Source organism: Pseudomonas sp. MHK4, assembly GCF_054600775.1.
In genome coordinates this window covers 150,012-173,214 of the sequence record NZ_BAAIAK010000003.1, presented here as the reverse complement: position 1 = coordinate 173,214, position 23,203 = coordinate 150,012, and the positions used below count along the sequence as shown (strand labels likewise).

18 protein-coding genes are annotated in these 23,203 nt (G+C 59.7%); 2 read left to right on the top strand and 16 right to left on the bottom strand.

Features of this window, described 5'->3' with window-relative positions:
- Nucleotides 1-7: 7 nt before the first annotated feature.
- The 4 genes from ACYP2Q_RS09400 to hflK (ACYP2Q_RS09385) are packed head-to-tail and all read right to left on the bottom strand — an operon-like array spanning nt 8 to nt 5,959.
- Complete coding sequence (locus ACYP2Q_RS09400; RefSeq protein ID WP_459730220.1) at nt 8-1,915, bottom strand: heavy metal translocating P-type ATPase; 1,908 nt, start codon at nt 1,913-1,915, stop codon at nt 8-10.
- On the bottom strand, nt 1,912-2,970 hold the full coding sequence (gene hflK, locus ACYP2Q_RS09395; protein ID WP_459730219.1) for a protease modulator HflK: 1,059 nt from the start codon (nt 2,968-2,970) through the stop codon (nt 1,912-1,914). Before hflK (ACYP2Q_RS09395) ends, ACYP2Q_RS09400 begins: the two co-directional genes overlap by 4 nt.
- The gene (hflC, locus tag ACYP2Q_RS09390) at nt 2,967-3,998 is read right to left on the bottom strand and encodes a protease modulator HflC (RefSeq protein WP_459730218.1); all 1,032 of its coding nucleotides are present in this window, start codon (nt 3,996-3,998) and stop codon (nt 2,967-2,969) included. The genes hflK (ACYP2Q_RS09395) and hflC overlap by 4 nt, the downstream gene beginning before the upstream one ends.
- The gene (gene hflK / locus ACYP2Q_RS09385) at nt 3,995-5,959 is read right to left on the bottom strand and encodes a protease modulator HflK (protein WP_459730217.1); all 1,965 of its coding nucleotides are present in this window, start codon (nt 5,957-5,959) and stop codon (nt 3,995-3,997) included. The genes hflC and hflK (ACYP2Q_RS09385) overlap by 4 nt, the downstream gene beginning before the upstream one ends.
- A 215-nt stretch (nt 5,960-6,174) precedes the next feature.
- Here hflK (ACYP2Q_RS09385) and lpdA point away from each other — a divergent pair, with 215 nt between their 5' ends.
- A complete protein-coding gene (gene lpdA, locus ACYP2Q_RS09380) occupies nt 6,175-7,575 on the top strand; it encodes a dihydrolipoyl dehydrogenase (protein ID WP_459730216.1) in 1,401 nt (466 codons plus the stop codon).
- A gap of 86 nt (nt 7,576-7,661) precedes the next feature.
- Here lpdA and ACYP2Q_RS09375 read toward each other — a convergent pair whose 3' ends face one another.
- Complete coding sequence (locus tag ACYP2Q_RS09375; protein ID WP_248686030.1) at nt 7,662-8,135, bottom strand: Lrp/AsnC family transcriptional regulator; 474 nt, start codon at nt 8,133-8,135, stop codon at nt 7,662-7,664.
- 146 nt (nt 8,136-8,281) lie between these two features.
- Between ACYP2Q_RS09375 and ACYP2Q_RS09370 the strand changes: the two genes are divergently transcribed.
- The gene (locus ACYP2Q_RS09370) at nt 8,282-8,911 is read left to right on the top strand and encodes a LysE family translocator (RefSeq protein WP_459730215.1); all 630 of its coding nucleotides are present in this window, start codon (nt 8,282-8,284) and stop codon (nt 8,909-8,911) included.
- A 3-nt stretch (nt 8,912-8,914) separates the two neighbouring features.
- Here the strand turns inward: ACYP2Q_RS09370 and ACYP2Q_RS09365 are convergent, their stop codons facing one another.
- The 11 genes from ACYP2Q_RS09365 to atpG form a co-directional block, all read right to left on the bottom strand.
- Entirely contained in the window at nt 8,915-11,041 is a 2,127-nt protein-coding gene (locus ACYP2Q_RS09365) for a hypothetical protein (RefSeq protein ID WP_459730214.1), read from the bottom strand.
- The gene (locus ACYP2Q_RS09360) at nt 11,028-12,224 is read right to left on the bottom strand and encodes a DUF3142 domain-containing protein (protein WP_459730620.1); all 1,197 of its coding nucleotides are present in this window, start codon (nt 12,222-12,224) and stop codon (nt 11,028-11,030) included. Before ACYP2Q_RS09360 ends, ACYP2Q_RS09365 begins: the two co-directional genes overlap by 14 nt.
- Nucleotides 12,225-12,333: 109 nt before the next feature.
- On the bottom strand, nt 12,334-14,364 hold the full coding sequence (locus ACYP2Q_RS09355; protein WP_459730213.1) for a 2Fe-2S iron-sulfur cluster-binding protein: 2,031 nt from the start codon (nt 14,362-14,364) through the stop codon (nt 12,334-12,336).
- Nucleotides 14,365-14,427: 63 nt separating this feature from the next.
- Complete coding sequence (locus ACYP2Q_RS09350; RefSeq protein WP_459730212.1) at nt 14,428-15,054, bottom strand: glutathione S-transferase family protein; 627 nt, start codon at nt 15,052-15,054, stop codon at nt 14,428-14,430.
- A 130-nt stretch (nt 15,055-15,184) separates the two neighbouring features.
- On the bottom strand, nt 15,185-16,087 hold the full coding sequence (locus tag ACYP2Q_RS09345; protein ID WP_459730211.1) for a LysR family transcriptional regulator: 903 nt from the start codon (nt 16,085-16,087) through the stop codon (nt 15,185-15,187).
- Nucleotides 16,088-16,165: 78 nt separating this feature from the next.
- The gene (gene glmS / locus ACYP2Q_RS09340; RefSeq protein WP_459730210.1) at nt 16,166-17,998 is read right to left on the bottom strand and encodes a glutamine--fructose-6-phosphate transaminase (isomerizing); all 1,833 of its coding nucleotides are present in this window, start codon (nt 17,996-17,998) and stop codon (nt 16,166-16,168) included.
- Between the two features lies 1 nt (nt 17,999).
- Nucleotides 18,000-18,779 carry a DeoR family transcriptional regulator gene (locus tag ACYP2Q_RS09335; RefSeq protein WP_459730619.1) on the bottom strand — a complete coding sequence of 260 codons (780 nt, stop codon included), beginning with the start codon at nt 18,777-18,779 and terminating at the stop codon, nt 18,000-18,002.
- Nucleotides 18,780-18,969: 190 nt separating this feature from the next.
- Nucleotides 18,970-20,337, bottom strand: coding sequence for a bifunctional UDP-N-acetylglucosamine diphosphorylase/glucosamine-1-phosphate N-acetyltransferase GlmU (gene glmU / locus ACYP2Q_RS09330; protein WP_459730209.1), 1,368 nt, complete (start codon nt 20,335-20,337; stop codon nt 18,970-18,972).
- Between the two features lie 114 nt (nt 20,338-20,451).
- Nucleotides 20,452-20,877: a F0F1 ATP synthase subunit epsilon gene (locus ACYP2Q_RS09325; RefSeq protein WP_007969909.1), complete on the bottom strand. Its 426-nt coding sequence runs from the start codon at nt 20,875-20,877 to the stop codon at nt 20,452-20,454.
- A 45-nt stretch (nt 20,878-20,922) separates the two neighbouring features.
- Nucleotides 20,923-22,302, bottom strand: a complete 1,380-nt coding sequence (gene atpD / locus ACYP2Q_RS09320; RefSeq protein ID WP_020797984.1) for a F0F1 ATP synthase subunit beta — start codon at nt 22,300-22,302, stop codon at nt 20,923-20,925.
- Between the two features lie 27 nt (nt 22,303-22,329).
- A complete protein-coding gene (gene atpG / locus ACYP2Q_RS09315; protein WP_008064595.1) occupies nt 22,330-23,190 on the bottom strand; it encodes a F0F1 ATP synthase subunit gamma in 861 nt (286 codons plus the stop codon).
- Between the last annotated feature and the right edge of the window lie 13 nt (nt 23,191-23,203).

The window sequence follows — 23,203 nt, the reverse complement described above, 5'->3', positions numbered from 1 at the left end:
CTGCTCATTACTCGTCCTTGACCTTGAGTAACGGCTCTTGAAAGCGCAATAAACGCCCGGCATTACCCAACACCAGTAACGTACTGAGGTTATGCAGCAACGCCGCGATCATCGCACCGGCTGCCCCAAGCCAGCCAAACGCCGCGAAAGCAACGATCGCCAAGGTCCAACCCAGGCCGATGATCACGTTGACCTGCAGGGTCTGACGGCACTGTCGACTCAAACGCACGCAGGTGCCGAGGCGACGCAGGTCGCTGCCAATCAGCACGATATCCGCTGAAGCCAGTGCGATGTCTGCCCCGCCCGCGCCCATCGCCACACCGACAACGCCAGCCTTGAGCGCCAGGGAATCGTTGATGCCATCGCCCACCACCATAGGTCGAAACCCGTTTCCGATTTCTTTCAGCACGCGATTCAGTTTGTCCTCGGGCAAGGCCTGCGCCTCGACATCACTGATGCCGACATCCCGGGCGAGCGCGTGAGCGACACTCTGCCGGTCGCCGGTAAGTAAAAGCTGCCTGCCCAACCCAAGGTCCCTCAGCTCGCTCAAGGCAAACCTCGCTTCCGGTTTGACGCTGTCGGCCAACAACAGCCAGGCGAGAAACTCACCGTTGAGCGCCAGCCCGGCAATGGGGCCGTCGTGGACGGGAACGTCTGAGGTCGTTATACCCAATTGGTCGAACAACTCCGGCCGCCCAAGCGCGGCCTCGCCCTGCTCCGTCATGGCCACCACACCCAGACCCTGACGCTCGTGAATGTCCGCCAGCAACAGAAAATGCTCTGGTGTCACCAGCCCAGCCAGCGCCCGGCTAACCGGATGACTGCTGGCGGACCCGAGGCTCGCGGCGAGTTTCAGGACATGGTCGCGTTCCGCCAACGGGCTGTCGATGGATTGCAGGCGCAAGGTGCCGAAGGTCAGGGTTCCAGTCTTGTCGACCACCAGGGATGTCAGGTCTGCCAGCTCCTCAAGAAACGCCGAGCTGCGAATCAGAATGCCGTGGCGCGCTGCCACCGCTACCCCGGCAATGGCCGTTGCGGGTGCCGACAACACCAACGCACAAGGACAGGCTGCCACCAATACCGCGAGCATCGCCTGGGCATCGTGGGTGATGAACCAGGTGACAGCGGCCAGCAGCAACACCAGCACCAGGTAGCTACCGGCGTAACGTTCCAGCAACCGGGTGATCGGCGGCTTGGAACGCTCAGCGTTCTGCATCAGCGCGATCACTTTGCCGAGGGTCGATTCGTCGCCGGTCCGGGTCACTTCAATGCGCAGCAGGCCATCGAGATTGATCGCACCACCAAATACGGCCATGCCGACGCCTGCCTCGATCGGCACTGACTCGCCGGTAATGGATGCGGTGTCCAGACTCGCCTGCCCGGACAACACCCGACCGTCCGCCGGCACACGATCACCCGCTCGAACTTCCACCCGATCGCCCGCCCTGAGCGTGGCGTTGTCGACCTCGACGACCGAGCCGTCAGCCTGAATCTTGCGCGCGTGGCTGCGTGTCAATTTGCCGAGGGCATGAATGGCTTCCTGCGAACCGATCACGCTGCGCTCTTCCAGCACATGGCCGAAGATCATGATGATCGGCAGCAACGCAGCAGTCAGCAAATCGCCTGTCGCCCACGCGCCGAGCATGGCCAAGGCGATCAGTTGATCGGTGATGCCATGCAGACTCGGGTACCGCAGGCTGTACCAGGCCGAACGCATCACGGGCACGGCCACCAGCACGCAAGCAAAACCCAGCAGCAACTGGCTCACGCCGGTCTGTTCCGGCGACCACCAGCGCCATACAAGGCCCAGCGTGAGCAAGCCGAGTGCGAGCATGGCCAGAGCCAGTTGGCGGGCGGCGCTGCGTTGTTCGGCCGAGGACAACATGCTCGGTGCAGCGGCGGATTGAGCGGTCATTGTGCAGCTCCCTGAATGATCAGGCGGGAATCGTCTTTCGGATCAACCGTGGTGACTGAGCCGGCCTGACCGAGAATTTTAGGCATCCGCTCGCGGTAGATTCGCAGCAGCATTTGCGGGTCCACACCCTGTTGTTGCGTGCTGGCCAGACTCATCACGGTGGCGGTATCGGCAGACGCTTTCGCCAACCGCTCACTCGCCTGGGCGTGAGCGACTTGCAGCGTGCGGTCGGCGTGTTCGTTGGCGGCCTGGATCAGCTTCTCGGCTTCAGTGCGCGCGTTGGCCACGGCCTTGTCGGCTTGCTGGCTGGCGGTCAGTACGGCATTGAAGGCGTTGACTGCAGGACCCGGCAGACTCGATTGCACATCGACCCGCGCCACTTCGATCCCCAGCCCCTGCCCCGTCGCAGCCAATTGTGCGAGGCGTTGGTTGATGCCTTGCACCAAGTCACCCCGCAAACGCTCGCGCCTTTCGGCTGCCTGGTTATCTGCACCGATCAGCTCCGGGCGCGCGACCAGGATAGTGTCCAAATCCCGTGACGCAGTGAGTGCCACGGCACTGCGGGTCACCAAACGATCCAGGGCCGGCAGCACATGCTCGCCTTGAAGCACGAACGCATAGGGCTGCGTGACCTTGTAGAAAACCCGTACATCCAGTTGCACCACGCCGGCATCCCCCGTCAGCAGGTAACCGGAACCCGCCAGCGCATCACTGATTGGCGTTGCAAAACTGGCCACGCGATCAGCCTGCAATGCGGCGTCAGTGCGCAACAGATTGTCCACTCGACGCTCGATTATCCGGTCCGCCGCCGGCAGCAAAATCACCTGTTCAAACGGTTGCGGCCAAGCCGAAAGCAATCCGGCATTCTGCATGCGATCCAGCGCGCCGAAGTGCAAAACCACCGCGCGATTCTGTGGATCAATCTGCCGCACATTGGAGAACGCCCACACCAAAGCGGCCAACACCGTCACCGCATACAGGGCGAGAAACGCCAAGCGCCCGGCCTGAATCCACGGGCTGCTCAACTCATTTGTTCCACGTGGAACCAAATTCATGGCCGCGACCCGGGTTGGTTTTCGAGTGTCGGCGGACCGTCAACCAACACCCGGAACGGCGCGGCATCGGTCCGCAGGATCAACTTCGTCCCCGGCGTGACCACCGTGCCCAAGGTGTCTAGCGAGCGCAGCAGGTTGTAAAGCTGAGGTGAGCTGGCGTAGGCGCGACCATAAATCTGCGCGGCTTCGACCCGGGACTGCGCCTCGATGTCTGCTGCTTTCACTGTGGCATCGGCCTGGACGATTCGCGCATCACGTTCAGCGGCCGAGCGAATTTGCGCCGCTTCGCGCTTGCCGATGGCGGTGCGTTCGGTGGCGATGGTTTCGCGCTCGGCACGCATGCGATCGACTGTCGCAGTGAGCGTGACCGACGGCAAGGTCAATCGCTCGATGCCGACTTGCAGCACTCGCACGCCATAGGTGGTCAGCAACTGCTGATCAATTTGCTTACGCAACTGCGCTTCGAAATCGGCGATGTGCACCTGATTGGCATCGGTGTTCACCAGGTTGGCCAAATCGAAACTACTGGCCGTCGTTTCGAGGGCCGAGCCAACGAAGGTGCGAATCTGCCGTGCTGCTTCGTCCGGCTGGTTTTGCACGGCGCGCATGAAGCGCTGCACATTGTCCGGATCACCCTGCACCTGCCAGGCCACGTAAGCCTGAACGATGATGCGCAAGCCATCGCGCGTCCCCACATCCTGCAAACCACTGGATGTGGTACGCAACCGCAGATCCACCGGGATCGCTGCTTCGAACGGCGCTGGCCAGCGCCAGCCAAGCCCCGGTTCCAACAATACCCGCGATGGATTGCCAAAACGCGTGATGACCGTGGCTTCGCCCGACCGCACCTGGACAAGGCTCGCGGCCGCTACGGCAAACGCCACCAATAAAGCCGCCCAGACCATGCGTCGCCAAGGGAATGGGCCGGCTTCTTGTGGATCCCCGTGGTCGTGATGGTGATGATGTCCGCCATGGCCGTGATTGTGGCCACTGTGGTCAGCGTGGTCGTGAGTATGTAACTGGCTCAATTGGCGGCTCCAGGCTGGGCAGTTTTACGCGACGGCGCAGGGTCAACCGGCGACGTGAATGTACGCAGATCGATGGTCGGCGCATTGTTGTTGCCGCCCAGGCGATGATCGAGGACCAGCAGCCTGGCATTGGCCAGGCCCTGGGAAAGTTGGCTGAGGTATTGCTCCAGCACGAAGGCCTGGCCGGCACTCGCATACGCCTGTTGTTCGGCGGTAAATTTCAGGTCGGCGGCCTTGGCCGTCGCGTTGATTTCATGGGCAGTTGCCATGGCCTGGTCGCGGGCAATGCTCGCTTGCAACTGCGCCTGGTTGGTGGCTTCGGCGGCGGCTCCACGTTCTCGGGCAATCAAGGCCTGAGCGCCGATCTGCGCTGCTTGCACACCGTGATAGGCATTTGCGGCACCCGCCGGTGGATGAATGGCTTCGACCACCGTGGCGAGAATCTCCACGCCGCTGTCGAGTTTTTCCAAGTCGGCCTGCACGGCACGGCCGATCTCTTCAGCTAGCCCTACCCGATCCTCACCGAGCAAACCGTCGAGGGTTCGTGAGGCAAAATCGTGGACCAGGATGCGACTGGCGGTACTGCGGATCAGCGTCGGCACATCTGCGCTGTTGTAGGTCGCCGCCAATGCCGCCTGATCGCTCAAACCAATGCGGTAAACAAAACGCACGTCCATGTTGACGATCTGGAAGCTCTGCTTGTCGGCACGGCTGCTGGCGATCACCTGGGATTTGTCATTCACATGGCTGGCGTCCCACAACCGGTTGGCGGTCATCGGTGCCGGCCCGTCGGCGGGGTCTACGTGCATCGGTGCTGACGTTTCGCCGACACTGGTGGCCAACTCGTGAACCACTCCGTTTTCAACGGCTAACACACGGCCCAACGGCCACGGTAAACCTGCGTGCAGACCAGGCCCCAACACTGTCACCGGCTTGCCGAAGCGCTCGTAGATACCCCGCCCTTGCAACGGTATTTCGTGGACACCGGTCAGCGACCAACCGACGAGGACTACAACGCCCAGCACAGGCAAAAATGCCCGGCGCATGTAAGTGAGAGCCCAGATCTGCCGAAGGTCGATGCCGAAGCGGTTGTGCAATTCGTGTTGCAACACCAGCAATGGCTGCGGCGGCCAGCGCAACAGGTCGGCGCCAAAACTACGCGCCAGCACTGCAGGTTCCAATTGTTCGCGGCGAGGGCTGAACAATGACAGGACAGCGCGCAGCAGTAATTCCAAGGCAACGAACCCCGGCAGCAAGCCGATCAGTACTGCCAGGCGCACCGGCCAGACCGAATTTTCATTGCCGAAAAACAGGCATGCCGCGCCCAGTACCAGGCTGATGATGACCATGCGGATCAGCTGCGCCAAGGCGCCTGCCTCGGGCCATTCAGTGCTGTTTTGCTGCGCAAGCTGACGCTCCAGAACCAGCAAACCAAAGGCCAGCAATAACGCCACGGTCGCACCGATAGCCGCCGACATTCCCAGCGCTGATGGCGGTAAAGCAAGGTCCCAGGCCTGTTCAACGCACAGCAACGCCAGCAGCGCCCAACCACCCAGCCACAGCGTCGGGGCACCGATTTGCCTGAGTAGCTTCAGCCAGCGCTGACTGATTCGCTCCAGCAACCGTTCGTACCAACCCTCCGGGCCTTCAGCCTCATCAGCGTCGACCAGCGGTGCCAAGGGATTCATCGCCCGCGCACGCCAATGCGTCACCCACCAGGCGGATTGCAAGCCAGCAACCAGCACCAGCAACGCGGCGCTCTGATTGAACAACAGAGCAGGCCAAAGGGAATGCGGCGCAAACAACTCGACAAAAAAACCCAGCACAAGGCCCAGTGCTGCGAGCGCACCCAGGCCGATGGCGAACTGACGCAATCGTCGCCCTTGAAAAATCGCCTGCTGAAAGCGCGGCAGCCTGGCTACTTGCGCTCCATCCTCACCCTCTTCGAGATCGACTTGCATACCACCCCTGTGTTTAGCTTTGCCCACGCTGCATTCGTTACGATATAACGGTACTGGTGAAATTTTCGTACTCAATCGTCCTATCTAAAGATCCGCTACCTGTCGCTAGGCTGAAGCCTTGACCGAAATGCATGGAAACATTCATATTACGTTCGTAATTTTATTCAAAGACTACTTTTACCCTCCCGATCCGCTTTTAAACCAGGAGTAAATCCATGAGCACTTATGACGTCGTGATACTCGGCGGTGGCCCCGGTGGCTACAACGCAGCGATTCGTGCAGGCCAACTGGGATTGAAGGCGGCGTGCGTTGAAGGGCGCGCCACGCTCGGCGGCACCTGCCTGAACGTCGGTTGCATGCCCTCCAAGGCATTGCTGCACGCGTCTGAACTCTACGACGCGGCCATGGGTGCGGAATTCGCCAACTTGGGTATCGAGGTCAAACCCACGCTCAACCTCACCCAGATGATGAAACAGAAAGACGACAGCGTGACCGGGCTGACCAAGGGCATCGAGTTTCTCTTTCGAAAAAACAAGGTCGACTGGATCAAGGGTTGGGGTCACATCGACGGGCCAGGCAAAGTCACCGTGACGGATAGCGCCGGGGGCAAGACGGAACTGAGTTGCAAAGACATCATCATTGCCACGGGTTCCGAACCCACTCCCCTGCCCGGCGTGGACATCGATAACCAACGCATCCTCGACTCCACCGGCGCACTGTCACTGACCGAAGTGCCGAAACACCTGGTGGTGATCGGCGCCGGGGTGATTGGCCTGGAGCTGGGTTCGGTCTGGCGGCGCCTGGGGGCGCAAGTGACGGTGGTCGAATACCTTGACCGGATCTGCCCGGGGGTAGACGCCGAAGCAGGCAAAACCCTGCAACGTTCATTGAGCAAGCAAGGCATCAGTTTCAAATTGAGTTCAAAAGTCACCAGCGCCACAACCTCCGCCACCGGTGTCCAGCTCAGCATCGAGCCGGCCGCGGGCGGCACCGCCGAGTCGCTGGAAGCCGATTACGTACTGGTGGCGATCGGACGCCGGCCTTACACCCAAGGCCTGGGGCTGGAGAACGTTGGCCTCGCCACGGATAAACGCGGCATGCTCGACAACAAGGGGCATCGCACCGAAGCCGCGGGCGTCTGGGTGATTGGCGACGTGACGTCCGGCCCGATGCTCGCGCACAAGGCCGAAGACGAAGCCATGGCCTGCGTCGAGCAGATCGTCGGCAAGGCTGGCGAGGTCAATTACGATTTGATCCCTAACGTCATCTACACCAAACCCGAGCTGGCCAGTGTCGGCAAGACCGAGGAGCAATTGAAGGCCGAAGGTCGTGCGTTCAAGGTTGGCAAGTTTCCCTTTACCGCCAACAGCCGGGCAAAGATCAATCACGAAACCGAAGGCTTCGCCAAGGTACTGGCCGATGAGCGCACCGACGAAATCCTCGGTGTGCATCTCGTGGGGCCGAGCGTCAGTGAAATGATTGGCGAGTATTGCGTGGCCATGGAGTTCAGCGCGTCCGCCGAAGACATTGCCCTGACCTGTCATCCCCACCCGACCCGCTCCGAAGCCTTGCGCCAGGCGGCGATGAATGTGGAGGGGATGGCGACACAAATGTAAGCCGATTTTTCGCCATCGCGAGCAAGCTCGCCCCTACAGTGTTTTGTGACCGCCACAGATCGATTGTAGGAGCGAGCCCATGCAGTCTAAAGCGGTAGATGCCCCAACGGCAAAGCCCCCGGTGTTTTAACCGTGTGAATCGCAAAGTTGCTGCGGATATCGCTCACACCCGGCAGTTTCAACAAACACCCAGTGAGAAATCGGTCGTAAGCACGTAGATCCGGCACCACCACTTGCAACAGAAAATCCGATTCTCCTGACACCAGAAACGCCGAAACCACTTCCGGCAATGCGGTCACCGCCAGGCGAAAGGCTTCAGCCTGTTCATCGTTATGACGCTCGACTTTCACCCCGACGAACACGGTCAGCCCGAGCCCGACTTCATCTCGATCCAGACTGGCCTGATAACCACGAATCACTCCGGCCTCTTCCAGCATCCGCACCCGACGCAAACAGGGCGAGGCAGACAGACCGATTTCCTCAGCCAATTGCACATTGCTCAGGCGCCCATCCCGTTGCAGCGCGGCGAGAATTTTGCGGTCGTAAGCGTCCAGTTTCATGGTTTGGCAGATCCTGCTAACTGAGCTGAGATTTATTGGCAGGTTATGCCAAAATCGGCCGCTATAGAAGCGAACTACGCAAGCACATGCCCTGCCCTCCGCCCCTAGACTGGCCGTACTGAATCGACAACGAACAGGGGTAAGACATGGCGGGACTGTGGTTGTTTTTCATGGCGCTGGCAGTGGTCTATCTGTTACCGGGCCCGGACATGATCCTGCTGCTGCAAACAGGCGCCCGCCAGGGCAAAGGTGCGGCGTTGGCCACGGCGGTCGGCCTCGGTATCGCCCGCGGTTGTCATGTGGTGCTGGCGGCGTTGGGGTTGGCGGCATTGTTCAAGGCAGCGCCCTGGACCTTCGACGTGGTACGCCTGGTCGGTGCGGCCTATCTGCTGTGGATCGGTATCCAGTGTCTGCGCACAACGATGTTGCCGAGCTTGAACGGTCCAGGTGCGACAGATGAAAAACCACGCTGGGGCGAAGCGATCCGCCGCGGTCTACTGACCAATCTGCTTAACCCCAAGGCGCTACTGTTTTGCTCGGTGTTGCTGCCGCAGTTCATCGATCCACACAACGGACCGGTGCTTGCCCAATTTGCGTTGCTGGGAACGGTGTTGGTCGGTGTCGGTTTGCTGTTCGACAGTGCCTACGCCTTGAGCGGCGCCGCGCTGGGTCGTTGGCTGAAACGCAGCCCCGGCGCCCAGCGCCTGCAGCAATGGCTGTTCGGTAGCCTGTTGATCGGATTCGCCGTGCGGCTGACCTTTGTTCAACAGGCTTGAATCTTATCGCGTCTTGCGGCGGCGGTTGATCAGCAGCAGCGCCACTGCCGTTACCCCGATGACGCCAGCGTATTGCAAAGTTGTTTTGTAGGGACGCAGCGCCGCACGCACAGAATCCGTCGCTTGCGTGACGTAACGCTTGTCCGCGTTCTGAAAGTCGGGATAAGGGCAATGATGACCGAAACCAGCCGCCCAGCTCACGTAGGGGCCTTCCTTCACATAACGTTGATAGATGGCTCGCTGTTCTTCCGGGCTGGAGTTCCACGACGACCCAGCGCACAGCACGGCGGCAAAAGCCTGGCTGGTATGAGGAAGGTGGTCGGCGGCGCGACTGGCCAATGCCGTGGCAACAAATCGATAGTGGTAGCGTTGATCGGGCTGGGCAGCACTGGCTTGCTGGCGATGGATTTCATCCTCGCTGACTACAGGCCCGACCTTCAGCTCACTGCTGGCGAGACTGTAGTTGCCGTCGAACGTCGCATAATCAGGCGCCATCTCGTAGCCCAGCAGCGCCATGCCATCGTAGCGAGCCAACGTCGCTGCCTGGAAGTACGCGAATGCCCTTTTACTCGGCCACCATCTGGATTCGGCATCGTTGCGTAGCTGCCCGTACCATGCGGCCTTCCTTTGCAATTCGACGCTGTCGAAGTAAGGCGTTGCTTCGTCATAACGTTCTTCGCGCAACAATCGTCGCCCAAGCAGATTGCGCAGCTTCGCCGCCACCGACAACGGCACGTAGTTATCGCGGTCCTGCTGGCTCAGCGCTGGCGGTGCCGGTACCTGGTTGTCGACGTATTGCTTGAGCTCATCCACCGTCAGCACTCTCTCGGCAACGGTGGCCGCGTCCAGCCAATAGATGTCCTGGCTGCGATACAACTGATCGAACGCTTGAAGGTATTCCCCGCGTTGCAGCGCAAGAATTGCGCTTTCACCTTCGACGCGGCACTTGGGCTGCAGTGTTTCGTAATCGAAGTCCGGCGTTCTGCGGTCGCCCCAGGATTCATTCTGCGCGAACGCCTGGGCAGCCTTGGCATATGCCGCGGCCGCAGCGGCTTTATCGCCTGCGCGCACCGCCAGTTTTGCTCGCAGCCACCAAGCCAGACCGCCATCGCCTGCATGTTCCAGGAAGGCCTGGGCGCTTGCGTAATCACCCTGTTGATAGTTCATTGCCGCCAGGCGATCCGCGTTATCGAGGCTACCGCGCGTGCTGTTTTGCAGCAGCTTGATCAGTTTCAGCTCGTTCGGCGGTTGATCACCGAATGACCATCCGAGTCGGCTGATCAACGACGCCGTCACCAGCTGTTGCACTGGTTTGCCCTTGAGCAAACCGGCCAGTTGCTCCTCCGGCATCGCCGCCAGATCGGCCATCAATAGCTTCAACGAGGTGTAACCCACTGCCGAACCCTGAAGGTTTTGCGTGGCATAGAGTTCGATGGCGCGGTTCCAGTCGCCGGCCGAGCGAGCCACGCGGGCTTCTTCACCGAGGCTGGCGACGCCCAGTTCCAGCGGGTCGCTGAAGCCGTCGATGCTCAACTGACGCGTTTGCTCAAAGGCTTTTCGCGATTGCTCCAGCAGGTCGGGAGCGGCATCGGCTTGTGTACTCATGGCGAACAACGCGCGACCCAGTGAGTAGGCCGCCCAGGTACTGCGCAATGCCCGTTGATCGGCGGGCAGCGCCAGCACCTTGCGAAAGTATTCGGCGGCCAGCGTTTGATCGCCGGCATTGAAGGCCACCGCGCCCGCCAGATAGAACTTGAGCTCGGCGGGCAGGCTCGCGCCCTGTGCTTCAACTTCACGGGGATCGGTTAAGCCACGCAACTTTTTCACCAGCGCCTGCTGTTCATCGGTTAAACCCGCCTGCTCGGCCTGATCCCGTTGTTCGGCATGTTCGGAGACTTCAGCATAAGACTGGCCAGGGACAAGGGTGGCTGCCGTGGCAGCCTTGAGACCGGCAATCGCCTGACCGAGGCGACTCACCTCGAAACTGAAATTGCCCTCCGGCAACTCCGCCAGAGAGTGATCTCGATTGTCCAGCAGCCGCATGGGGAAGTCCGGCCCGCACGCCATGGCCGCCATTGGCAGGCTGAGGCTCAGGCAGAGCAGATGACGGGGCCAGTTACGGGTGGACATTCGAAGCTCCTTGATCAATTTTTTCGCAGCGTGCCCAACCAATGGCGCGCTGTCCGCCGGCCACTATCCGACCTTCGCGCAGGCGGGTGAAGGTAAGCAGATTCGGATTTTGTTGCAACGTATAACCGGCCAGCGCATCGGCCCCCTCGCAGCCTTGTACTGCCAGGGTCACGCGCTCGGGCCAGGCGTTGTCGAGGTTGCCCTGATTGCTGATACCGATGTCAAACAGGCCTTCGTGCTGCGTGAGGTTCAGCGCCAGATGACTGCGAAGGACCTCGCCACGGGACACCGCGCGCAAGGTCGACAGGCTCCAGGCTCGACGGTCGTTCGCCAAAGGCAGGCGGAACCAGATCAGACCCGCCAGGTGCGCCGGCGGATCCGCGCGTAACCGTGTAGCAAGCTTGCTCAACTGCAGTGGATCAGCCAATAACTCCCGCCGCTTACCGCTACTTTGAATCGCTACTTCGCTTTCCACGACGGGCGCACCATCGACACTTGGCAACAACGCCACCCCATAAGCCGGCAGGGCCAGTAAGAACGGTTTCGACGTGATGCGGCTCCAGGCCATTGCCCATTTTCGAGCGAGGTCGGGATCAAACAAGCCGAGTCGGGGATCGCTTACGGCATGGGCCTGCAACACGCTGCTATCGACGGAGGCTAACAAGGCAGGCAGCTCTGGACTATCGAGCCATGCCGGCAATGCAGTGATGCTCAAGGCCAAGGACGCCGGCAGCACAGTACGCAAGTGGGCAAGAAATTCACGGTACGCGGGCAACCGAGCGTTGCCCGCATCGTGGTCGATTTCCACGCCGGTGAGGCTCAGACCCTGTCCCTGCCAATCGCTGATCAGTTGCTGGATCTGCAGCGTGACCTCGTCCTGCTTCAGCGACTGAAGCTGGCCATCAAGGCGAATCACCGCGATCAACGACCGGCCATCCCGCTTGAGCAGCGCCGGCTCAATCCGCGCCCGACTCCACCCCGCCCCGGGGAAGGCCTGTAATGCCAGCACGCGCAAAGTGGAAAAATCGGCTCGACTGTCCCGCAACGCGGCTTCGTGGGCGGGGGTCCATTGGCGTTGCCAAACATAGAGTTGCTGATCGAGTGGCGGCGCGTCCTGCTGTTCGCAACCATTGAGCAGCGCCAGCGTAATCAGCCAGATGATCACGCGAGTAAGAAAAACCATAAGTAAACGCTTGTCCCTGAAATGCACAAAGGGCCTCCTCGGCCCTTTTCGATATGCTCCTACCCTACCCAGCCATCCACCGTCGGGCAATGGCTCCCGCGACTGTGACTCAAAGGTCCAGCACCAAAGGTTGCGTGCCCTGACCCGGTACTGCACAACATATCAGCACCTGACCTTCATCCGGCACCTCTGCTGGCGGAAATGGATAATTGACTTGGCCACTGATCAATCGAGTCTTGCAAGTCCCGCAAGAACCCCCACGGCAACTGAATTCCGGGTGCAATCCGCGGCTTTCCGCAAGCTCCAGCAAACTGCCGCCGTCGGGCTGCCAGCGAGCCTCCTTGGCTGAACGCTGGAACACCACAGGCACCGAGGTGGTCGCCGCCGGCGGTTGTTCGATGATCACTGCGTCGGGGTCGAGACGTCGGACTAACGTCGAGGGGCCGAAGGTTTCGGCGAAAATCCGCGCGTCGCGAATATCCAGTTCGCGCAGGGCGTCGTACATCGCCTGGGTAAAACTGCCGGGGCCACAAAGAACAAAATCCAGCTGATCGTAGTCGTCGGCCTCAAGCAATTCCGAGAGCCGTGGAACATCGATCCGCCCGGTCAAATCAAAATCTTCGCCCTCCCGAGCCTCGGGCTCCGGTTGACTGAGCAGGCGCACCACCCTGACTGCGTCCCCGGCATCCTCGAGCAAGCGATTCACCTCGGGACGAAACGGCTGATCGGCCAAGGTGCGCGAACTCTGGAAGAACCAGGTCGGCCGGATACGGCGGGTGCGCAAGCCTTGATAGACCACCTCACGTAACATCGACAGCAGCGGCGTGATACCCACGCCGGCAGCCAACAACACCAGCGGCCGACGTTCATGGGGCGCCACCGTGAAATGCCCCTGGGGTGCTCGGGCCTCCAGCAGATCGCCAACGCGAACCTGTTCATGCAGGTGTGAAGACACCCGACCGTCACGTTTCACACTGATACGGAAAAAGTCATCCGAGGGTGCACTCGACAGGCTGTAGGTGCGGATATGCGTTTCGCCATCGATGTTGAAGCGCAACGGTAAATGCTGCCCGGCGTGGAACAACGGCAACCCGGCGCCGTCGGCTGGCGCCATGTAGATCGAGCGGATGTGCTGGCTTTCCGCCTCGATCCGCACCACCCGCAGCGGCCGCCATTGATCGCCCAAAGCCTTGGCTTGCAGGCGCGCCGCAGCTTGCTCCCAGGTTCCCGTGAGCAAGCTGGTGGGTGAAACACCGTCAAAGCGCCAACGCAAAGCAAGGGCGGCGGGACGACGCACAATCTGTTCCACGTGGAACATCCACAAACGCTCGGCGCCTTGAAACGCTTCAACCTGTGGGCCTTCGAGAATAATTTCGGTGCGCCCGCTAAGGTGCAGCAGCTCACCGGAATTGAAATCGATGAACAGCAAACCGGCCTTGGGATTGATCAGAAGATTGCCCAACGTATTGAAAAACAGGTTGCCGGCGAAGTCCGGGATGGTCAGGCAATTGCTTTCCACCCGCACGAATCCAGACTGGCCGCCACGGTGGGAAACATCCACCGAACGCACGCCCTCGACGTCCACATAACTGGCGACAAAGAAGGTGTCCGCCTCGGCGATCGTGGCCTTGGCCGCATCATCCAGTTCGTTGAAGTGCTGTGCAGGACGTGTTGCAGGATCCTCCAGGGGCACCGAACGAAACTGCCTCAGTTGGATGTACTGCGGGCAGTTGCCATAGGACTGATCCACCGTCACGGCAAATCCGCTCGCGGTCATCGCGCCGATATGGCCATTGATGCGATTGCGCCGGCGGGTATGCAGCTCAATGCCCAACAAGCCGATCGCCGCACCAACGCTCAACTGCGCAGGATCATCCGCAGCCGGCAAGCTGCTGAACTGCAATAATCCCGGTTCCGGTGAATGGGCGAAACCCGGTTCACCTTCAAGCACGCTGGCCCAGGGATGACCTTCAGCATCGACCGCGCCGTACAACATGAACGGCAGTTGCTGATAGAAGGTGCGGTGTTGGTCCGGCATATGGTCGCGAATCACCCTGCGACCGAGTACGTCCATTCGCTCGCTGACGCCTACATGCGCCTGCAACTCTCTTTCGCCAGCATGCCAAGGTGAATGGTCCATTGCGGCGTCTCCCCTGCGCCATTGGCACAGCGTGAAGGGCCCGACAAGGTCGGGCGAAAAACATCAGGCAGTTTTTTGCAGGCCGGCGACAGTACGCGGCATGCCGACAAAACCGGGCAAGGCTTCGACCCGTGCCAGCCAGGCGCGGATGTTGGCGTAATCGTCCAGCGACACATTGCCTTCCGGGGCATGGGCGATGTAGCTGTAGGCAGCCACGTCGGCGATGGTGGCCTCGCTGCCGACCAGGAAAGGCGTGTTGGCCAGTTCCTGATCGATCACCTTGAGTACGCTGTGGGCGTAAGGAATCACTTCGTCAGGGTTGTAGGGCGCGCCAAACACCGTGATCAGTCGTGCCCGAGCGGGGCCGAAAGCGATTGGCCCGGCAGCGACCGACAACCAGCGCTGCACTTTGGCGGCGCCAACCGGATCGGCTGGCAGCCAGCGACCTGCGCCGTATTTTTGCGCCAGGTACACCAGGATCGCGTTGGAGTCCGCCAGCACCACGCCTTGGTCGTCCAGCACCGGCACCTGGCCAAACGCGTTGAGGGCCAGATACTCCGGTTTTTTATGTTCACCCTTGGCCAAGTCGACGAAAATCAACTCGGTCGGCAATTGCAGCAGCGACAGCATCAGTTCCACACGATGAGCGTGGCCGGAACGTGGAAAGTTGTAGAGCTTGATGGCTTGCATGGTCGACTCCGCAGGTCAGTGGCGCTATCAGGAGAGGTCAGCACCGATCGCGGTCATCTTCTACCAGTCACCAAAACAACAGAATAACCAGCAAACGCAATCCATTATTTCGCCGGGTGAAACAAAGCACTCAGTCCTGCAGCGCCGGATGCTCTCGAAGTGCCTTCACCGTAAAGTCAACAAAACTCCGAACTCGAGCCGCAGCCTTGCGCCCGCCCTGATAGAGCACATGGATGGGCAATGCCGGCATTTCGAACTCCGCCAGAACGATCTCCAGTTCCCCGGCTGCCACTTTGCTCGCCGACTGATAGGACAGAACTCGAGTGAAGCCCAGCCCGAGCGCTGCGGCAGTAATAGCTGCCTGATTCGCCGTTACTGTCAGGCGCGGTTCAGCTCGGACACTCAATGGCTCGCCACGCTCGAGGAATGGCCAGTGTTTTAACTGGCCAATCGCGGACGTCGCAATAATCGGTGCCTGGGCCAACTCTTGCGGATGTTTTGGCCGACCATGGGCGGCCAGAAACTTCGGCGATGCACAGATCACCCGCCGCACTTCACCCACCCGAATCGCGTGCTGGTTGCTGTCAGGCAACTCACCGATGCGTATGGCCACATCGACGCCCTCCTCCACGATACTCACCACCCGATCTACCAGCAGGGCATTGATCGACACGTCGGGAAACTGCGTGAGAAATCTCACCATCAGCGGCGTGACGAACAATTCACCGAACAAAACCGGTGCCGTAATCGTCAGTTGCCCACGGGGCTGGGCGTGACTGCCCGCCGCCGAGTCCTCGGCTTCCTGCACCTCGGCGAGAATTCTCCGACAATCCTCCAAGTACCGCTGACCCGCCTCGCTCAAATAAACCGTGCGCGTCGTGCGCGTTAGCAACTGCGTACCAATGCGCTTCTCCAGCGCTGCTACCGCCCTGGTGACGCTGGCGGCGGACATGCCCAAACGCCGGGCCGCCGCCGAAAAGCCCTGGTCCTGGGCAACGGCGGCGAAGACCTGCATTTCCTGGAAGCGGTCCATGGGCGTGTCCTCGATTCAGATAAAAAAATCGCAACCAGATGGCTGCGATTTTTCAAGATTCGATCAGCTGTGGATAACTTATTCCACAGTCACCGATTTCGCCAGGTTGCGTGGCTGGTCAACGTCGGTGCCTTTGAGCACGGCAACGTAGTACGACAGCAATTGCAGCGGGATGGTGTAGAGGATCGGCGACAGGATGTCGTGGATGTGCGGCATGTGCACAACGTGCGTGCCTTCACCATTGGTCATGCCGGCTTTCTCGTCAGCGAAGACGACCAGTTGACCACCACGTGCGCGGACTTCCTGGAGGTTGGACTTCAGTTTCTCCAGCAGTTCGTTGTTCGGCGCCACGGTTACCACTGGCATGTCGTTATCCACAAGCGCCAACGGGCCGTGTTTCAGCTCGCCCGCCGGGTAGGCTTCGGCGTGGATGTAGGAGATTTCCTTGAGCTTGAGCGCCCCTTCCATTGCTACCGGGAATTGCGCGCCGCGGCCCAGGAACAGGGTGTGATTCTTCTCGGCGAACAGCTCAGCGATTTTCTCCACGGTGCTGTCCATCGCCAGTGCTTCACCCAGACGGGTTGGCAAGCGTCGCAATTCTTCAACCAGTGTTGCTTCAACGCCTTTGGCCAACGAGCCGCGAACCTGGCCCAGGGACAGGGTCAGCAACAGCAGTCCGACCAGTTGCGTGGTGAAGGCTTTGGTAGAGGCCACGCCGATTTCGCGACCGGCCTGGGTCAGCAGGGTCAGGTCGGATTCACGCACCAGCGAGCTGATGCCGACGTTGCAGATGGCCAGGCTGGCGAGGAAACCCAGTTCCTTGGCATTGCGCAGCGCAGCCAGGGTGTCCGCGGTTTCCCCGGACTGGGAGATGGTCACGAACAGGGTATCGGGTTGCACCACGACCTTTCGGTAGCGGAACTCGCTGGCGACTTCGACCTGGCACGGGATACCGGCCAGTTCTTCCAGCCAGTAACGGGCAACCATGCCGGCGTGGTAGCTGGTGCCGCAGGCAACGATCTGCACATTGCGCACCTTGGCGAACAGCTCGGCGGCCTGTGGGCCGAAAGCCTGTACCAGCACACCGTTCGGGCTCAATCGACCTTCCAGGGTGCGCTGCACAACGGTCGGTTGTTCGTGGATTTCCTTGAGCATGAAATGGCGGAACTCGCCTTTCTCAGCCGCTTCGGCGCCGTCGCGATACTGCACAGTCTCACGCTTGACAGCCTTGCCGCTGACATCCCAGATCTGCACGCTATCGCGGCAAATTTCGGCGATATCGCCCTCTTCCAGGTACATGAAACGGTCAGTCACCTGACGCAGCGCCAATTGATCGGACGCCAGGAAGTTCTCCCCCAGGCCCAGGCCGATTACCAGCGGGCTGCCGCTACGGGCTGCCACCAGGCGATCCGGTTGTTGCGCGCTGATGACTGCCAGACCGTAAGCACCGTGCAGCTCCTTGACCGTTGCCTTGAGCGCTTCGGCCAGGTCAGGAAGATCCTTGAGTTTGTGATTCAGCAGGTGAGCGATGACTTCGGTGTCAGTGTCCGAAGTGAACACATAACCCAGGGCCTTGAGTTGTTCACGCAGGGCTTCATGGTTTTCGATGATCCCGTTGTGCACAACGGCCAGATCGCCAGAGAAGTGCGGATGCGCGTTGCGTTCGCACGGCGCACCGTGAGTCGCCCAGCGAGTGTGGGCAATGCCCAGTCGACCGACCAGTGCTTCTTCGGCCAGTGCCTGCTCGAGTTCGCTGACCTTGCCAGGGCGACGTACGCGCTCGAGTTTCTGATCGTTGGTGTACACCGCCACACCCGCGCTGTCATACCCACGGTATTCCAGACGCTTGAGACCCTCGACCAGGATGGCGGTGATGTTACGTTCTGCGACTGCGCCGACAATTCCACACATGTTATTTCTCCTGACTGACAGCCGCGCAAATCAAAGTGATACCGCGGGCTTGAATCTGATCCCGCGCTTCGAGCGGCAGGCGATCATCGGTAATAAGGGTATGGACACTGCTCCACGGCAGCTCCAGGTTGGGAATCTTGCGACCGATCTTGTCGGCCTCCACCATCACGACCACTTCACGCGCGACTTCGGCCATGACCCGGCTCAGTCCCAGCAATTCGTTGAAGGTGGTTGTACCGCGCACCAGATCAATACCATCGGCACCGATGAATAATTGATCGAAGTCGTAGGAGCGCAGGACCTGCTCGGCGACCTGCCCCTGAAACGATTCCGAATGCGGATCCCAGGTGCCGCCGGTCATTAACAGCACCGGTTCGTGCTCGAGTTCGCTCAGGGCGTTAGCGACGTGCAGGGAGTTGGTCATTACCACCAGGCCCGGTTGCTGGCCCAATTCCGGAATCATCGAGGCAGTCGTACTGCCACTGTCTATGATGATGCGTGCATGTTCGCGAATCCGCGCGACAGCTGCACGGGCGATGGCCTGCTTATATCTGGAGATTGGTTGACTGAGATCCGCCACCAATTCCTGAGGCAGGGTGATCGCGCCGCCATAACGACGCAGTAGCAGACCGTTGCTTTCGAGAGCAGCGAGATCCTTGCGAATCGTAACTTCGGAGGTTTCGAAACGCTTGGCCAACTCATCCACACTGACTTCGCCCCGCTCATTGAGCAAGGCAAGAATGTTGTGGCGTCTCTGAGGCGTGTTGCGCTTCGACATAATTTGGTAAGTTTCGATTCGAAAGATAACGAAAGCATAAAAACCTATCGCGGAAACTTCGTCAAGCGGGTAACGATAAAAAGACCTGTGGATAAAAACATAAACGGCAAGCCTCCTGAGGAAGCGAGACTCGCCGATTAATATAATTGACAGCCTGTGAATAACTGCTGCCAATCAAAAGGATGTGGATAACTTAGCTCTTCTTGAGCTTCTCCGGGCGTTTCCAACCGTCGATGTTCTTCTGGCGGGCCCGGGCAACCGCCAGCTGTGATTTATCCACAGTGGAGGTAATAGTCGATCCGGCGGCCGTGGTGGCACCGTCCAAGATATCCACAGGTGCCACCAACGAGTTGTTGGAACCGATAAACACGTCTTCTCCCAGCACGGTTTTCCACTTGTTCGCGCCATCGTAGTTGCACGTGATGGTGCCAGCGCCGATGTTGGTGCGCGCGCCCACGTCGGCATCACCCAAATAGGTCAGATGGCCGGCCTTGGCACCTTCGCCCAGGTGAGCGTTTTTCAATTCGACAAAGTTACCCACATGCGCCCGCGCTTCGAGCACTGTGCCTGGACGCAAACGCGCGAACGGACCGGCATCGCTGCCTTCGCCGAGAATCGCACCTTCGATATGGCTGTTGGCTTTGATCACCACGCCTTTACGCAAGGTGCTGTCCTTGATCACGCAGTTCGGGCCAATGACTACATCGTCTTCGATGACGACCTTGCCTTCGAGGATCACGTTGATATCGATCAGCACGTCGCGACCCACGCTGATTTCACCGCGAACATCGAAACGGGCCGGGTCACGCAGGGTCACGCCCTGGGCCATCAAGCGACGACCGGCGCGCAGTTGATAATGGCGCTCCAGATCGGAAAGCTGCTTGCGGTCATTGGCGCCCTGCACTTCCATCGCGTCGTGAGGTTGTTCGGTGGCCACCACCAGACCGTCGTTGACGGCCATTTCGATCACGTCGGTCAGGTAGTACTCGCCCTGCGCGTTGTTGTTCGACAGGCGACCGGTCCAGTCGGACAAGCGATCAGCAGGCACCGCGAGGATGCCGGTGTTGCCTTCGTTGATGGCCCGCTGAGCTTCGTTGGCGTCCTTGTGCTCGACGATGGCAGCAACCTCGCCGTCAGCACCACGAACAATTCGGCCGTAACCGGTTGCGTCATCCAGTTCGACGGTGAGCAGGCCCATCTGCCCTGGTATTACCAGCTTGAGCAGGCGCTGCAGGGTTTCGACCTCAATCAACGGCACATCACCGTACAGCACCAGCACGGTGTCGGCCGTGATGAAAGGAACAGCCTGGGCCACAGCATGACCGGTACCCAATTGTTTGTCCTGAAGGACGAAGTTCAGATCGTCAGCGGCCAGGCGCTCGCGCACCACGTCGGCACCATGGCCGATCACCACGTGAATGCGCTGTGGATCAAGTTGTCGGGCGCTGTGGATAACATGGCCGAGCATCGAATTGCCGGCAATCGGGTGCAAGACTTTCGGCAGGGCCGAGCGCATGCGCGTGCCTTGGCCAGCAGCGAGAATAACAATTTCAAGAGACATGACTGGCTACCAATCCTGGGTGGTCGGCGGCTGCGACCAACGTGATGAATTTCGGAAAAGAAAAAAGGGTAGCCGAGGCTACCCTTTTTAATCAATCACACAACAAGCTCTGACTTAGTGGCCGAACTTCTTGCGGATCTGCTGGACGGTACGCAGCTGGGCTGCGGCCTCGGCCAGACGTGCGGCGGCAGAACCGTAATCGAATTCTGCACCACGTTCATGCAAGGCCTTCTCGGCAGCCTTTACGGCTTCCTGAGCGGAGGCTTCATCCAGGTCGGCAGCACGTTGCACGGTGTCGGCAAGAACCTTGACCATGTTCGGCTGAACCTCGAGGAAACCACCAGAGATGTAATACACCTCCTCTTCCCCGCCCTGCTTGACCAGGCGGATCGGACCTGGCTTGAGATTAGTGATCAGTGGCGCGTGACCCAGAGCGATACCAAGATCACCCAGTGCACCGTGCGCAATCACCATCTCGACCAGACCGGAAAAGATTTCTCCTTCCGCGCTGACGATATCGCAATGGACTGTCATAGCCATCTGATTGCCTCAACCTAAATTAGCGCCCGTTTCCGGGCGCCGGGATTACAGTTTCTTGGCTTTCTCGATCGCTTCTTCGATGCCGCCAACCATGTAGAACGCTTGTTCTGGCAGGTGGTCGTAGTCACCGTTGAGGATGCCTTTGAAGCCAGCAATGGTGTCTTTCAGGGAAACGTATTTACCCGATGCACCGGTGAAGACTTCAGCCACGAAGAACGGCTGCGACAAGAAACGCTGGATCTTACGAGCACGGTTTACCAACTGCTTGTCGGCTTCCGACAGCTCGTCCATACCCAGGATCGCAATGATGTCCTTCAGTTCTTTGTAACGCTGCAGAACGTACTGAACGCCGCGAGCGGTGTCGTAGTGGTCCTGGCCGATCACGTTCGGGTCCAGCTGGCGCGAAGTCGAGTCCAGTGGGTCTACCGCTGGGTAGATACCCAGGGAAGCGATGTCACGGGACAGAACGACGGTGGCGTCCAAGTGGGCGAAGGTGGTCGCTGGCGACGGGTCGGTCAAGTCGTCCGCAGGTACGTATACCGCTTGGATCGAGGTGATCGAACCTTCCTTGGTCGAAGTGATACGTTCTTGCAGAACGCCCATCTCTTCAGCCAGGGTCGGCTGGTAACCTACTGCCGAAGGCATACGGCCCAGCAGTGCGGATACTTCAGTACCGGCCAAGGTGTAACGATAGATGTTGTCGACGAACAGCAGAACGTCGTTACCTTCGTCACGGAACTTCTCGGCCATGGTCAGGCCGGTCAGTGCTACGCGCAGACGGTTACCCGGCGGCTCGTTCATCTGACCGTAAACCAGTGCCACTTTGTCCAGAACGTTGGAATCCTTCATCTCGTGGTAGAAGTCGTTACCCTCACGAGTACGCTCACCCACACCTGCGAACACGGAATAACCGCTGTGCTCGATGGCGATGTTACGGATCAGTTCCATCATGTTTACGGTTTTGCCTACACCGGCACCACCGAACAGACCAACTTTACCCCCCTTGGCGAACGGGCAAACCAGGTCGATAACCTTGATGCCGGTTTCCAGCAGGTCGTTGCCGCCCGCTTGTTCAGCGAACGAAGGCGCTGCACGGTGGATACCCCAACGCTCGTCGGTGGCGATTGGGCCAGCTTCGTCGATCGGGTTGCCCAGCACGTCCATGATCCGGCCCAGGGTCGCTTTACCGACCGGTACGGAGATGGCTGCGCCAGAATCGGTAACTTCCAGACCGCGCTTCAAGCCCTCGGTGGAACCCATCGCAATGGTGCGAACCACGCCGTCGCCCAGCTGCTGCTGAACTTCCAGGGTGGTTTCGGCCGCGCTCACTACTTTCAGCGCGTTGTAGATGCTCGGTACGCTGTCGCGTGGAAATTCCACGTCGATAACGGCGCCGATGATTTGAACGATACGTCCGCTACTCATAGCTGGATCCTCTGAATATTTGAACCGTTAAACCGCGGCAGCGCCGCCGACGATTTCCGAGATCTCTTGGGTGATCGCAGCCTGACGCGCCTTGTTGTAGACCAGCTGCAAATCGCTGATCAAATCACCGGCGTTGTCGGTAGCGTTCTTCATCGCGATCATCCGCGCAGCTTGTTCAGCCGCGTTGTTCTCGACCACCGCCTGGTAGACCTGCGACTCAACGTAGCGGACCATCAAGCCGTCAAGCAGCTCTTTGGCATCCGGTTCGTAGAGATAGTCCCAGTGGTGCTTGAGGTCCTGATCCGGGGTAGCCACCAGTGGAATCAATTGCTCCACGGTAGGCTGTTGCGTCATGGTGTTGATGAACTTGTTGGACACCACGGACAGGCGGTCAATACGGCCGTCCAGGTAGGCATCCAGCATCACTTTGACGCTACCGATCAAGTCGTTGATCGACGGCTCTTCACCCAGGTGGCTGATAGCTGCTACGACGTTGCCGCCGAAGTTGCGGAAAAAGGCCGCACCCTTGCTACCCACTACACACAGATCAATCTCGACGCCTTTCTCGCGGTTTACCGCCATGTCCTTGACCAGGGCCTTGAACAGGTTGGTATTCAAGCCACCGCACAGACCACGGTCACTGCTCACTACGACATAACCAACACGCTTGATTTCGCGGTCGATCATGAACGGGTGGCGGTATTCCGGGTTGGCGTTGGCCAGATGCCCAATAACCTGGCGGATGCGCTCCGCATAAGGACGGCTAGCTGCCATGCGCATTTGTGCCTTGCGCATTTTGCTGACCGCCACTTTTTCCATGGCGCTGGTAATTTTTTGCGTGCTTTTGATGCTCGCAATCTTACTGCGAATCTCTTTTGCGCCTGCCATGTAACACCTATCA